The organism is Pseudomonas sp. L5B5, assembly GCF_020520285.1.
GTDB lineage: Bacteria > Pseudomonadota > Gammaproteobacteria > Pseudomonadales > Pseudomonadaceae > Aquipseudomonas.
The window spans coordinates 3,921,029-3,933,388 of record NZ_CP084742.1 but is presented as its reverse complement, the minus strand read 5'-3'; the positions used below and the strand labels follow the sequence as shown (position 1 = coordinate 3,933,388).

Here is a 12,360-nt window from a genome sequence, read left to right as displayed (position 1 = left end):
ATTCAGGACGCCCCGGCATCGCGCAGCAGCTTGACGATGGCCTGCTGGCCGCGCTGTTCGGCGTGGCGCAAGGGGCTGACCCCGGCGCGGTCCGGCAGGTTCAGGTCGGCGCCGGCGGCGATCAGCCGGCTGACAATGCGCTGGTGCGCCGGGCCGCCGTCGGAGAGCAGGATGGCCTCGAGCAGGCAGGTCCAGCCCAGGCGATTGACGTGGTCCAGCTCGACCCCGGCGGCGATCAGCAAGTCCACCGTGGCCTCGTGGCCGCGCTCGCAGGCCGGGATCAGTGCGGTGCCGCCATAGCGGTTGGTGCTCTTGAGGTCGGCAGCGTGGGCCAGGGTCAGCTTGAGAATGTCGTTGTAGCCGCTGGCGCCCGCCAGCAGGTAGGGGCTGTCCTGCATGAGGTTCTTGCGGTTGACGTCGGCCCCGGCGTCGATCAGCGCTTGGGCGATGTCCACCTGGTTGCTGCGTGTGGCCATCAGCAGTGCAGTGCTGCCGTCCAGGCTCTTGCCGTCGAGGGGCACGCCCTGGGCGATGAGCTGCTGTACCTGGTGCAGCTGGCCGTTGCGTACCGCCTCGAACAACGCCTTGTCGCTGGCCATCGCCACCCCCGTTGTGAGCAGACCGGCGGCCAACAGGCCGCGCTTGAGGAACAGGCTGAGCTTCATGCAAACCTCCCGTTGCTACTGGTGTGCGGCGAGTATGGGCAAGCGCCCTGGTATTCTGAAATTAAATATAATCATGCAAACCAGTGGCTATCAGGATGGTGAAGGCAATGTTCGATCCCGTGTTGTTGCGCAGTTTCGTGGCGGTCGCCGACTGCCAGAACTTCACCCGCGCTGCCGAGCGCCTGCACCTGACCCAGTCCACCGTGAGCCAGCAGGTACGGCGCCTGGAGCAGAGCCTGGGCTGCCAGTTGCTGGACCGCGACCAGCGCCGGGTGACGGCCACCGTGGAGGGCGAGCGGCTTTTGGCCTATGCCCGGCGCATCCTGGCCCTGCACGAGGAGGCCAGCGACGTGCTGATCAACCAACGCGGCGAGGAAGTGCTGCGCCTGGGGGTGCCGGAAGACTTTGCCGCCGAGCGCCTGATGCCGTTGTTGTCGCGGTTTGGTCATGACTACCCGGCTGTGCGCCTGGAGGTCGCTTGCGGGCTGGGTCCGGAGTTGCTGCGTCAGTACCGGCGCGGTGAGTTCGACTTGTTGCTGGTCAAGCAGATGGGCCATGGCGAGGACTGCCTGGATTCCTGGCCCGAGCCATTGTGCTGGGCCGACAGTCGCCTGCAACCCGCTTTCGGTCGTGAGCCACTGCCCCTGGTGGCCTTCCCGGTGGGAGGCCTGTATCGCCAGGAAATGCTTCATCACCTGGAAGTGGGTGGCTGGTCCTGGCGCATCGCCTACTCCAGCGCCAGCCTGGCCAGCGTCTGTTCGGCGGTGGCCGGGGGGTTGGGCATCAGCCTGCTGCCGGTGCGGGTACTGGGCAAGGATCACCGTATCCTCGATGCCGGCAGCGGCCTGCCGGATATCCAGGGTGTGCGCCTGGCGCTGTATGCCGGTAGTGGCTTGAGTCGGGCAGGCAAGGCGCTGCAGGAACAACTGCGAGCAGTGGCCAGCGGCAAGCTGCAAGTCAGGCAGGCCGGAAAGTTATAAGTGGTGGTGTTTCCGTCATGGCTTATAGAACACCGGTTGCAGGCTATAGCCATTTAGTTAGTTGCCGACAATGTTTATCTTGGACAGTATTGGAATCGCCGGCCATGCTGGGTTTGCAAGTTCCAGGAGGAACTTGCTTCATTGGATGAAACTTCAACCGAGAAGGAAACCCGCATCATGTCGAGCATCAATGGAACCTATGTAAACGCCAACGCTGACGCCCGCCTGGTCCTGACCGACGGCAACGATTCCAACGGCTCGTTCAGCGGCGAGTTGACCCAGGCCGGGGTCAAGTACAACGTGGCCGGGCATTACCACTTCCAGAACAGCACCGGCCAGCCGACCATCATCAATGTCTCCGGCTACAACGACGGCTACGGCTACCAGGCCTGGGCGCTGTTTTCTCCGGATCACAACTACTCCCGGTTGCGAGCATCCGGCGCCCGCAGCAACTTCAGTGGCGATGTGGTTGGCCTGAGTGGTGAGTTCGTCAAACAATGACAGTTAAATAAAAAACAGCCGTTGAACAGTCACTGTCGCCTTTAGGATTAGTCTGCTGTTCAACGGCTTTGTCGTGCCTGTTTATAAAATTGTTAGTGGTTGTTAGATGTCTTGTTAGTTACGGTTTTTGCTACTTGGATAGTTGCCTTGATTCGCTTGCACCGCTGTTTCGATGCTTTCAGGGAATATTTTCAATGCCTGTAAAGCATGATTTTTTCAGGGCTTGGCTGCAGCCCTTGAAACACGGGGGCTGGGGCGATTTGCTGGAATTCATTATTCAATTTCAGTCTATGTATAACTTGAAAGATTACTTTAAGAGATAAGCGCCGACACTGATCATTGATTTCACCGCAGCGTGGCGTGGGGTCGTTCAAACGCCGCTGCCGGGTTATTCAAAAGATCGTAGGGAGTGAATCAATGGGCAATGTCCAGACCGTCGCCAGTGCACAGGAGGTGCTGTGGCGCCAGGCACCGAGCGGCGAGTTGGTCGACCTTGGCCGGCCGCACCGTTCGCCGCTGGGCCAGGCTCGTCTGCAACGCACGCCCAAGGACGTGTTGCGCCGTCGCGAGGCTATCCTGCTGGCCGTGGCGGCCCTGGTATTGCACGGCGCGGTGATCTACTGGCTGAGCCAGAAACCGACCCCGGTGCTGCCTGTGGCGCCACCGCAAATCCCTCCCATGACCATCGAGTTCTCGCATCCGGCGCCACCTGTGGTCGAGCCACCACCCCCGCAGCCGGTGCAGCCTGTGGTGGAGCCGCCGCCTCCGGTGGAGGATGAGTTGGCGGTGAAGCCGCCGCCCCCCAAGCCGGTGCCCAAACCCAAGCCCAAGCCGGTACCCAAGCCAGAGCCGAAGCCTGCGCCCAAGCCGGTGCAGCAGACGCCGGCACCGCCCCAGCCCGCTGCGCCGGTCGCGGCTGCGGCGCCACCTGCGCCACCTGCGCCCGCTCCGGTGACCCCGGCCTCGGCCAGTGCGGCGTACCTGAAGAATCCGGCGCCGGAATACCCCTCCCTGGCCCAGCGTCGGGGTTGGGAAGGCACGGTGCTGCTGCGGGTGCACGTGCTGGCCAGTGGCAAGCCGGGAGAGATCCAGATCCAGAAGAGCAGCGGGCGCCAGCAGCTCGACGATGCGGCCCTGGCCGCGGTCAAGCGCTGGAGTTTCGTCCCGGCCAAGCAGGGCGATGTGGCCCAGGACGGCTGGGTCAGCGTACCTATCGATTTCAAGATTCATTGAGCCGCAAGGCCCGATCTACATGCTTATAGAGGGAACACATCATGACGTTACTGGCATCTCCACTGGAATCGATCGAAAGCGCGGTGATCTGGCTGCTGGTGGTCTTCTCTGTCGCCACCTGGGGCCTGGCCCTGGTCAAGGGCGTACAGTTCGCCCGCCTCAAGTCCCAGGATCGCAAGTTCCACAATCAGTTCTGGGCGGCGTCGAGCCTGGATTCCGCCGCGCCCCTGAGCGAAACCCAGCCTGGCGCGGCGGCCCGGGTGGCCCAGGCCGGTTATGCGGCGATCCAGGTGGGCGATGCGCCCCACGCTGCGGACCTGAGCCAGGCGATCAACCACCAGGATCGTCTCGAACGCGCCCTGCGCCAGCAGATCGTGCGTGAGCGCCGCTCCCTGGAAACCGGATTGGCAGTGGTGGCCAGTATCGGCAGCACTTCGCCCTTTATCGGCCTGTTCGGCACCGTGTGGGGAATCATGGAGGCCCTCAAGGGCATCAGCGCGGCGGGCTCGGCGAGCCTGGAAACCGTGGCCGGGCCCATCGGTGCGGCACTGGTGGCGACCGGTGTGGGGATCGCCGTCGCCGTGCCGGCGGTACTGGTCTACAACTACTTCCTGCGGCGCCTGAAGCTGACGGCCGCCGACCTCGACGACTTCGCCCATGACTTCTACAGCCTGGCGCAGAAGAACTCTTTCCGCGTACTGATCCACCCGAGCGTGCACAAGGCCGCGGCCCAGGGCAGCTCGCAAAAAGTGAAGGAGGCGTCCTGACATGGCCTTCTCCACCCAAGACAGCGATGAAGTGCTGAGCGAGATCAACGTCACCCCGCTGGTGGACGTGATGCTGGTGCTGCTGGTGGTGTTCATCGTCACCGCGCCACTGCTGACCAACGCCATTCCCATCAACTTGCCCAAGACCGAGGCCGTGGCCCCGGTGGAGCAGAAGGACCCGCTGGTAGTGAGCATCGACGGGGCAGGCAAGCTCTTCATCAACAAGGACGAGATCCAGCCGGATCTCCTGGAAACCAACCTGCAAGCGGCCAAGCAGAAGGACCCGGAAGTCCGCGTCCAGCTGCAGGCCGACGATGGCGTCAACTACGGCGAGGTGGCCCGGGCCATGGCGTCCATCGAGCGTGCGGGCATCACCAAGCTGTCGGTGATCACCGCCCGTTGATACCGAGCAACAAAGCCACGACTTTTCAGGCCGTCTCCTTGGCAGGGTGCGGCCTTTTTTTGTTGTAGCCGTTGTAGCCGCTGTCGAGCTTGCGAGGCTGCGCCAAGGCCCGCAGGGCCTTCAGGTACGCGGCGCCCGGGCCTTTTCTGCGGCCGCTGCGCGCCCGTGCGCAGCCTTCGGCAGCGGCTACACGAAGCTGTTGTAGCCGCTGTCGAGCCTGCGAGGCTGCGCCAAGGCCCGCAAGGCCTCCAGGTACGCGATCGACCGGGCCTTTTCTGCGGCCGCTGCGCGCCCGTACGCAGCCTTCGGCAGCGGCTACACGAAGCTGTTGTAGCCGTTGTCGAGCCTGCGAGGCTGCGCCAAGGCCCGCAAGGCCTCCAGGTACGCGATCGACCGGGCCTTTTCTGCGGCCGCTGCGCGCCCGTGCGCAGCCTGCGGCAGCGGCAGCGGCAGCGGCAGCGGCTGCACGGAGCGGGGGATATATTCTTTATGGGTCTTAATAAATAGCTTCTTATTCCTTAACCAATATAAATCCCCTCCCTATACTCGTCCGGGAACAGACACGCAGCAGGAGAGTTCCCCATGCGCAACGAATCCATTCGCTACTTGATTGTGCCGGGCTGGCAGGGATCGCCAGAAGATCATTGGCAAAGCCACTGGCAGCGCAGCCTGCCCAACAGCGCGCGAGTGGAGCAGGCCGACTGGCTGACGCCGCGTCGGGAAGACTGGGTGGCCGCCCTGGCCGAGGCCATCGCCGCCGATGACACCCCGGTGATCCTGATCGCCCACAGCCTGGGTTGCATCACCGTGGCGCACTGGGCAGCACATGCACCGCTGGAGGCCTTGCGCCAGGTACGCGGCGCGCTGCTGGTGGCGCCGGCGGATGTCGAGCGTCCCGCCTGTGTTCCGGCGCTGCGCAATTTCGCCCCGATCCCCCGGGACCTGCTGCCCTTCCCCAGCCAGGTGGTCAGCTCGGACAACGACAGCGCCGTCAGCGCCCCCCGGGCCCTGGAGTTGGCCCGTGACTGGGGAGCCGAGGCGGGAGTCCTGGCCGGTGCCGGGCACATCAACGTCAAGTCCGGCCATCACCGCTGGGAGCAGGGTTTCGCCTATCTCTACCGCCTGCAAAACCGCATGGAGCAACATGCCCTGCGTCGTGCCTGAGGTTTCTTTTTTCGTTTAAACGCCCCCGCCGCCAGGCGCCTTGGGGCGGGAGTCCGCCATGAGTTCTCATTCCCCCTTCGGCCAGCCGCTGCTGACCTTTCCCGATGCCGAGAAAAGCCCCCTGAGCATCCGCGCCAAGGCGCTGGTGTTCGTCGACCCGCGTTCGCGGCAGCTGCGCGAGGAGCTGGAACAACTGGCGCCCCGTGCAATCTCGGTGCTGATCCGTGGCGAGACCGGCACCGGCAAGGAACTGCTGGCCCGGCATATCCACCGTGCCAGCGACCGTGGCGGGCTGTTCGTCTCGGTCAACTGCGGGGCGATCAGCCCGACCTATGCCGATGCCGAGCTGTTCGGTTATGCGGCGGGTACTTTCAGTGGTTCGGCCAGCAGTCGTGCTGGCTGGTTCGGTTCGGCCAACGGCGGGACCCTGTACCTGGACGAGATCGGCGACCTGCCGCTGCCGATCCAGACCAAGCTGCTGGCGGCCCTGGAGAACCACGAAGTGACCCGGGTCGGCGCGCAGCAGCCAAGCCCGGTGGATGTGCGCCTGGTGGCGGCCACCAGCATCGACCTGGCCCAGGCGGTGGCGGCGGGCAAGTTCCATGAGCGCCTGTACCGCTACTTGCGCGAGGGCCAGCTGGAGTTGCCGGCCCTGCGCGAGCGGGTGGGGGACATCGAGTCCCTGGCCGAGTACTTCCTGGGGATCTACAGCCAGCGGCTCGACCTGCCGGTGCCCCTGATCAGCGACACCGCGCTACAGGTTCTGGAACGCCACAGCTGGCCAGGCAATACCCGCGAGCTGGAGAACGTCGTGCACTTCGCCCTGCTGGTCAGCAGCGGCGAGGAGATACTGCCCGAGCACCTGAACCTGCCGGAAACAGTGTCACCGCTGAGTGAGTTGGAGCGGCAAGTAGAGGTGTTGCTGCGGGGAAGCGAGAGTGAGCGCAGCGGATTGAAGGCCGTGCTGGAGAAGGTTGCGCAGCGGTTGGAGGGTAGAGGAGCGAACACGTGAGTTATTGCGAAAGCAATGGTTGTTCATGCGAATGATTTGCATTAACTTTTTTCGAAAAGGAGATCTGCTTCAAGCATTAAAGGGATATTTATGAGAAGAGTATCTTGCGCGGTGCTTTTTCTGTCTGCTCTGGCCCCCAACGCCTATGCGTACCTCACTGAACTAGCGATGTTTTCTCGTGCCAACTGTTTCGGTTTCAACGAGTCGGTCAGTGGGACACGATACATACATGGAAATTAGAAACATCGTCTATGCAATACAATACGGCGGATGGCAGTTACAGGGAGTTTCACGATCAATCCGACAGTACCTGGCGGTCTTATGCAGGTTGCGGATTGTGTGGCATGGACTGGCAAGTCTACGGTTTCCATTATGCGGACGGGAAATATGGCGACCCTGACTACAGCGCTCAACAGGATCATCTCCTTGTCAATGTCTGTACTGCTGGCTGGTCGCCAAGTGTAGCTGATGGTTCGCCCTGCCTCGAAACCTACACGACCTCTTGCAATCTGACGGAGTGGTAATGATGCGCTTGTCGATGATCTGCATAAGCATGTTGCTCGTTTCATTCTCGGCAATTGCCGAGTTGGAGATTCACCCTTTAAGTAGCAACGCACATATTCAAAGGATCATTAATAAGGGGCCCGCTTCATCCAGGATGGAGCCTGAGAAAAAATCGGGCTTTCCAAGCTTCGAGCAATTCAGTTCGATGGTCACACTCGCTCAGAGGAGCGATAAAAGGCTATCTCAAGCTGTCATGTGCAAATCGGAGTCGAGAGCGGCAATTGAAAAATTGAGATGTCAGTTTTCCAAAGAAGCCCCCTCCGGTGTCGAGATGAAGGAAGGCGGTTTGAACGGTGTCATGTCACTTTATTCGTGCGGCGATGATTATGTTGTCACCTACGAGACCCACTATGAACCTGAGCTGACGCAGCGCGTAGTGGTTTACGACGATGATTACGCCAAGCCTCAAGACCCAGGCAAGCCCTTGGTGAAAACGTCGGAAAAAGTAGTGGGCGGGGTCAGGAAGACCGGGTTGCGCTGGATGAATTCCAAGCATGAAGTGAGGTATGACATTTATGCCAGCCTGGAAGGTGATGGTGCACTGGAGAAGGCACTGACGTCGGTCATTACCGAGGTTGCCATTGAAATCGGTAATCGATAGATCGCAGGTGTTGTGTAACGGAGCGACCAGATGCACCGGCAGGCGAGCCAGTTGTCCTTTCTGCACCAGTCAAAAAGGTATAAGTGCTTGCCAAAAAGATATTGTTCGGGAATAAAAAATCTCGGTATTGTCCGCCACACGCCAGCAGTGGCACTTCACCAGCATCCCGATCAACACCCTGATTGAAGCCGTCGTCGATCCCGACACCTAAGGACCTCGCATGAAAAAAGTTCTGTTGTTCACCGCACTGGCGGCAGCCCTGGGCGCAGGTATGGCCCAGGCCGCCGAGAAGCTGGTGGTCGCCGCGACCCCGGTACCCCACGCCGAGATCCTCGAGCTGATCAAGCCGACCCTGGCCAAGGAGGGGATCGACCTGGAAGTGAAGGTGTTCACCGACTACGTGCAGCCCAACGTGCAAGTGGACCAGAAGCGCCTGGACGCCAACTACTTCCAGACCCTGCCCTACTTGAAGAATTTCAACGAAGGCAAAGGCACTCACCTGGAAACCGTGATCGGCGTGCACGTCGAGCCTTTTGGCGGTTACTCGAAGAAGGTCAAGAGCCTGGCCGAGCTGAAGGACGGCGCCACCATCGCCATCCCCAACGAAGGCAGCAACAGCGGTCGTGCGCTGATCCTGCTGCAGAAGGCCGGCCTGATCGAGCTCAAGGACCCGAAGAACGCCGTATCCACCCCCAAGGACATCGCCAAGAACCCGCACAACTTCAAGTTCAAGGAGCTGGAATCGGCCATGCTGCCACGGGTCCTGGACCAGGTTGACCTGGACATGATCAACACCAACTACGCGCTGGAAGCCGGCTTGAATCCGGCCAAGGATGCGCTGGTGATCGAGGGCGCCGATTCGCCTTACGTGAACTTCCTGGTGGCCCGTCCGGACAACAAGGACAGCCCGGCCATCCAGAAGCTGGCCAAGGCCCTGACCAGCCCTGAAGTCAAAGCTTTCATCGAGAAGAAATACAGCGGCGCGGTCCTGCCGGCGTTCTGATGGTCTAGGCTACCCACGCGACAAACCCCTTCAAGGTTCGAACGCCGACGGCTATGACAGCGTCGGCGTTTTTTTGCGCCTGTGTCTTGTCGCAAGGGCGCGTGGGGTCAACCGACGGGCTGTACGGCCCGGCGCAGGGCTGTCAGCCACTTGAGCAGATCGTGAGGGTCCAGCGGTTGCGGAGTCTTTTCATTGGCCATGGTGATCGTCCTTGGAAGGCAGTACGTCCTGTAAGGCTGGCCAGGCTCTGAAGACTCCCGGCAGGCAGGCAAAAAGGTAGTCGCTCGGCGCCAGCCCGGCAAATCCGCGGGTTAGGTTTTTGGGTGATATCAATATGCTTTATTGGTATTTAAATTATTGTTTTTATAGCTATAAAGTCGCGCCAGCCGGGCGATTACCCATCGCCCCAAGGACTGCATCACCGTCGCTGTATCCCAGCGGCGTCCAGGACGCTCAATGACCCTCGACTACGCTTTCATCCTCAGCACCCTGCCGGCCTTTCTCAAGGCCGTGGGCGTGACCCTGCAGGTCGGCCTGATCGCTATCGGCACGTCGCTTCTGGTGGCGCTGATCAACGCGGCCTTTCTGGTGTTCCGTACCCCTTATGTGCACCGGCTGATCGGCCTGTACGTGGAGCTGGCGCGCAACACACCGCTGCTGATCCAGTTGTTCTTCGTCTACTTCGCCTTGCCGGCGCTGGGGGTCAAGGTCTCCGGATTCACCGCGGCAATCATCACCATGACCTTCCTCGGCGGCGCCTATCTCACCGAGGTGCTGCGCGCCGGGGTCGAGGCGGTGCCGCTGGCGCAGTTGGAGTCGGGACGCTCCATCGGCCTGTCGCGCTGGCAACTGCTGCGCCATGTGATCCTGCCCCAGGCGGGCATCCTCAGCCTGCCGTCGCTGTTCGCCAACTTCATCTTCCTGCTCAAGGAAACCACCGTGGTCTCGGCGGTGGCGGTGCCGGAGATTCTCTACACCACCAAGAGCTACATCGCCCTGTACTACAAGACCTACGAGATGCTGGCGGTGCTGACGCTGATCTGCGTGCTGCTGTTCCTGCCGCTGTCGCTGTTGCTCAGCTACCTGGAAAGGAGGCTGCAACATGGCCAGTTCGGGTCTTGAGCTGCTGCTGGTGTCCCTGCCGCAACTGGCCAGGGGCGCCGAGCAGACGTTGTCGATTTCCTTGCTGAGCATTGTCTTCAGCACCCTGGGCGGCGTGCTCTATGGCGTGTTGCGCAGCCTGCAGCGGCGAGTGCTGGATGTGCCGCTGCGCATCTACCTGGAGCTGTTCCGGGCGATCCCGGTACTGGTCTGGCTGTACTTGCTGTTCTTCGGGTTTCCGATCTTCTTCGGCATCAGCATTCCCAGCTTCACCTGTGCGGTGCTGGTGCTGTCGCTGTGGGGCGCCAGCGAAGTCGGCGAGGTGGTGCGCGGGGCGTTGCGTTCGCTGCCGCGGGGCCAGCGTGAGGCGGGGCTGTCCATCGGCCTGTCGACGTTGCAGCTGTACGGCCATGTGCTGTTGCCCCAGGCCTTGAAACGCATGACGCCACCGACCATCAACGTCTACACGCGGATCATCAAGACCAGCTCCCTGGCGGTGCTGATCGGTGTGGTGGACGTGATCAAGGTCGGCCAGCAGATCATCGAGCGCACTTACGAGTCGGTGCTGATCTACGGCGTCCTGTTCCTGTTTTTCTTTTTCATCTGCTACCCGCTCTCGGCCGCCTCCCGCGTGCTGGAGCGGCGCTGGACGCAAGCATGAGCGCATTGATCGAGTTCCAGGGTTTCAACAAGTTCTTCGGTTCGCAGCAGGTCCTGTGCGATGTCGACCTGCGCGTTGAGGCAGGCGAGGTGGTCGTCATCCTGGGCCCCAGCGGCTGTGGCAAGAGCACCTTGCTGCGCTGCCTCAACGGCCTGGAAAGCGGCCAGGGCGGTCACCTGCGCTTTGCCGGCCGCGAGCTGCTGGAGCCGGCCACCGACTGGCGCCAGGTGCGCCAGCAAATCGGCATGGTGTTCCAGAGCTATCACCTGTTTCCTCACATGAACGTGCTGGACAACATTCTTCTGGGCCCGCTCAAGGTGCAGAAGCGCGAGCGCCGCGAGGCCCAGGCCCAGGCCGAGGCATTGCTGGAGCGGGTGGGCCTGGCGGACAAGCGCCAGGCCTTCCCCCGGCAATTGTCCGGCGGCCAGCAGCAACGCATCGCCATCGTCCGTTCGCTGTGCATGAACCCCCAGGTGATGCTGTTCGACGAGGTCACCGCGGCGCTGGACCCGGAAATGGTCAAGGAAGTGCTGCAAGTGATCCAGGGCCTGGCCCGGGACGGCATGACGCTGCTGATCGTCACCCATGAAATGGCCTTTGCCCGAGCCGTGGCCGACCGTGTCGTGTTCATGGATGGCGGGCGCATCGTGGAACAGAACACCCCCGAGGCTTTCTTCACGAACCCGCAGAGCGCCCGTGCGCAGCAGTTCCTGGAGAAGTTTTCGTTCGTCGAAGCATTACCCAAGAAAGCCCCTAGAAAGGAACTGGAGCTCTTATGAAAACTGCCAAGTCTTCACTGCTGTTGCTGCCACTGTTCGGTCTGGCCCTACTGGCCGGCTGCGATAAATCCAATGATGCGCCCAAGCCTGCGGCCACCGCCGCCAGCGCGGCCCCGGCCGCCGGTTACCTGGACAAGATCAAGGCCCGGGACAAGCTGATCGTCGGCGTGTTCACCGACAAGCCGCCGTTCGGTTTCGTCGATGAGACCGGACGCTACGTGGGCTTCGATACCGACATCGGCCGGCAGCTGGCCAAGGACCTGCTGGGCGACGAGAACAAGGTGGAGTTCGTCGCCGTGGAACCGGCCAGCCGCATTCCGTTCCTGCAAAGCGACAAGGTCGACCTGATCCTGGCCAACATGACCGTGACCCCCGAGCGCAAGGAAGCGGTGGAATTTACCAACCCCAACCTCAAGGTGGCGGTCCAGGCCCTGGTGCCCGAGGGTAGTTCGGTGAAGAGCCTGGATGACCTGGCAAGCCGCACCACCATCGTCACCACCGGCACCACTGCGGATATCTGGCTGACCCAGAACCACCCGGACTGGAAGCTGCTCAAGTTCGAGAAAAACACCGAGTCCCTGCAGGCCCTGGCCAATGGTCGTGGCGACGCTTATGCCCAGGACAACCTGATCCTGTTCAGCTGGTCCAAGCAGAACCCGGGCTACCGCGTGCTGCCCCAGACCCTGGGCGAGCAGGCGCCGATCGCGCCGGCGGTGAAGAAGGGCAACATCGAGCTGCGTGACTGGGTCAATGCCGAGCTGGCCAAGCTGGGCGAGCAGAAGTACCTGCTCAAGCTGTACGACCAGTACGTGCGCAAGGAGCTGAGCGACGACACCAATCCCGACAGCGTGATCGTCGAAGGCGGCAAGTGGCAGGGTTGATCCGCTCCGGGCGCCTCAGGCGCTCTTGAGGACGCCATCGCGGGC

Annotated in this window: 14 protein-coding genes; 13 read left to right on the top strand and 1 reads right to left on the bottom strand. The window is 62.0% G+C overall.

Annotation, left to right across the window (positions count from 1 at the left end; all coding sequences use genetic code 11):
- Positions 1–2 precede the first annotated feature (2 nt).
- Complete coding sequence (locus tag LGQ10_RS17955; protein WP_226522759.1) at positions 3–665, bottom strand: ankyrin repeat domain-containing protein; 663 nt, start codon at positions 663–665, stop codon at positions 3–5.
- Positions 666–772: 107 nt separating this feature from the next.
- On the opposite strand from LGQ10_RS17955, the gene LGQ10_RS17950 reads away from it, so the two are divergent.
- From LGQ10_RS17950 to LGQ10_RS17890, 13 genes are all read left to right on the top strand, one after another.
- Positions 773–1,645 (top strand): LysR substrate-binding domain-containing protein, encoded by an 873-nt coding sequence (locus LGQ10_RS17950; protein ID WP_226522758.1) that lies wholly within the window; start codon positions 773–775, stop codon positions 1,643–1,645.
- A 177-nt stretch (positions 1,646–1,822) separates the two neighbouring features.
- Positions 1,823–2,146 (top strand): hypothetical protein, encoded by a 324-nt coding sequence (locus tag LGQ10_RS17945; RefSeq protein ID WP_058438816.1) that lies wholly within the window; start codon positions 1,823–1,825, stop codon positions 2,144–2,146.
- A gap of 417 nt (positions 2,147–2,563) precedes the next feature.
- Complete coding sequence (locus LGQ10_RS17940; RefSeq protein WP_226522757.1) at positions 2,564–3,379, top strand: energy transducer TonB; 816 nt, start codon at positions 2,564–2,566, stop codon at positions 3,377–3,379.
- Between the two features lie 41 nt (positions 3,380–3,420).
- A complete protein-coding gene (locus LGQ10_RS17935) occupies positions 3,421–4,146 on the top strand; it encodes a MotA/TolQ/ExbB proton channel family protein (protein ID WP_058438809.1) in 726 nt (241 codons plus the stop codon).
- A gap of 1 nt (position 4,147) precedes the next feature.
- Positions 4,148–4,549, top strand: a complete 402-nt coding sequence (locus LGQ10_RS17930) for an ExbD/TolR family protein (protein ID WP_058438807.1) — start codon at positions 4,148–4,150, stop codon at positions 4,547–4,549.
- Between the two features lie 582 nt (positions 4,550–5,131).
- Entirely contained in the window at positions 5,132–5,713 is a 582-nt protein-coding gene (locus tag LGQ10_RS17925; protein ID WP_058438805.1) for an alpha/beta hydrolase, read from the top strand.
- 58 nt (positions 5,714–5,771) lie between these two features.
- Positions 5,772–6,725, top strand: a complete 954-nt coding sequence (locus tag LGQ10_RS17920) for a sigma 54-interacting transcriptional regulator (RefSeq protein WP_058438802.1) — start codon at positions 5,772–5,774, stop codon at positions 6,723–6,725.
- Positions 6,726–7,248: 523 nt separating this feature from the next.
- Positions 7,249–7,890 (top strand): hypothetical protein, encoded by a 642-nt coding sequence (locus tag LGQ10_RS17915; protein WP_226522756.1) that lies wholly within the window; start codon positions 7,249–7,251, stop codon positions 7,888–7,890.
- Between the two features lie 220 nt (positions 7,891–8,110).
- A complete protein-coding gene (locus LGQ10_RS17910; protein WP_226522755.1) occupies positions 8,111–8,893 on the top strand; it encodes a MetQ/NlpA family ABC transporter substrate-binding protein in 783 nt (260 codons plus the stop codon).
- Between the two features lie 456 nt (positions 8,894–9,349).
- On the top strand, positions 9,350–10,015 hold the full coding sequence (locus tag LGQ10_RS17905) for an amino acid ABC transporter permease (protein WP_058438799.1): 666 nt from the start codon (positions 9,350–9,352) through the stop codon (positions 10,013–10,015).
- A complete protein-coding gene (locus LGQ10_RS17900) occupies positions 9,996–10,655 on the top strand; it encodes an amino acid ABC transporter permease (RefSeq protein ID WP_058438797.1) in 660 nt (219 codons plus the stop codon). Before LGQ10_RS17905 ends, LGQ10_RS17900 begins: the two co-directional genes overlap by 20 nt.
- A complete protein-coding gene (locus tag LGQ10_RS17895) occupies positions 10,652–11,434 on the top strand; it encodes an amino acid ABC transporter ATP-binding protein (protein WP_226522754.1) in 783 nt (260 codons plus the stop codon). Before LGQ10_RS17900 ends, LGQ10_RS17895 begins: the two co-directional genes overlap by 4 nt.
- The gene (locus LGQ10_RS17890; protein ID WP_226522753.1) at positions 11,431–12,315 is read left to right on the top strand and encodes a transporter substrate-binding domain-containing protein; all 885 of its coding nucleotides are present in this window, start codon (positions 11,431–11,433) and stop codon (positions 12,313–12,315) included. Before LGQ10_RS17895 ends, LGQ10_RS17890 begins: the two co-directional genes overlap by 4 nt.
- The last annotated feature ends 45 nt before the right edge of the window (positions 12,316–12,360 follow it).

Bases quoted from the DNA above. Each gene is read 5' to 3' on its own strand.
- LGQ10_RS17930 (WP_058438807.1), top strand. From the start codon at position 4,148: ATGGCCTTCTCCACCCAAGACAGCGATGAAGTGCTGAGCGAGATCAAC.
- LGQ10_RS17925 (WP_058438805.1), top strand. From the start codon at position 5,132: ATGCGCAACGAATCCATTCGCTACTTGATTGTGCCGGGCTGGCAGGGA.
- LGQ10_RS17945 (WP_058438816.1), top strand. From the start codon at position 1,823: ATGTCGAGCATCAATGGAACCTATGTAAACGCCAACGCTGACGCCCGC.
- LGQ10_RS17900 (WP_058438797.1), top strand. From the start codon at position 9,996: ATGGCCAGTTCGGGTCTTGAGCTGCTGCTGGTGTCCCTGCCGCAACTG.
- LGQ10_RS17895 (WP_226522754.1), top strand. From the start codon at position 10,652: ATGAGCGCATTGATCGAGTTCCAGGGTTTCAACAAGTTCTTCGGTTCG.
- LGQ10_RS17890 (WP_226522753.1), top strand. From the start codon at position 11,431: ATGAAAACTGCCAAGTCTTCACTGCTGTTGCTGCCACTGTTCGGTCTG.
- LGQ10_RS17910 (WP_226522755.1), top strand. From the start codon at position 8,111: ATGAAAAAAGTTCTGTTGTTCACCGCACTGGCGGCAGCCCTGGGCGCA.
- LGQ10_RS17935 (WP_058438809.1), top strand. From the start codon at position 3,421: ATGACGTTACTGGCATCTCCACTGGAATCGATCGAAAGCGCGGTGATC.
- LGQ10_RS17940 (WP_226522757.1), top strand. From the start codon at position 2,564: ATGGGCAATGTCCAGACCGTCGCCAGTGCACAGGAGGTGCTGTGGCGC.
- LGQ10_RS17920 (WP_058438802.1), top strand. From the start codon at position 5,772: ATGAGTTCTCATTCCCCCTTCGGCCAGCCGCTGCTGACCTTTCCCGAT.
- LGQ10_RS17905 (WP_058438799.1), top strand. From the start codon at position 9,350: ATGACCCTCGACTACGCTTTCATCCTCAGCACCCTGCCGGCCTTTCTC.
- LGQ10_RS17955 (WP_226522759.1), bottom strand. From the start codon at position 665: ATGAAGCTCAGCCTGTTCCTCAAGCGCGGCCTGTTGGCCGCCGGTCTG.
- LGQ10_RS17950 (WP_226522758.1), top strand. From the start codon at position 773: ATGTTCGATCCCGTGTTGTTGCGCAGTTTCGTGGCGGTCGCCGACTGC.
- LGQ10_RS17915 (WP_226522756.1), top strand. From the start codon at position 7,249: ATGATGCGCTTGTCGATGATCTGCATAAGCATGTTGCTCGTTTCATTC.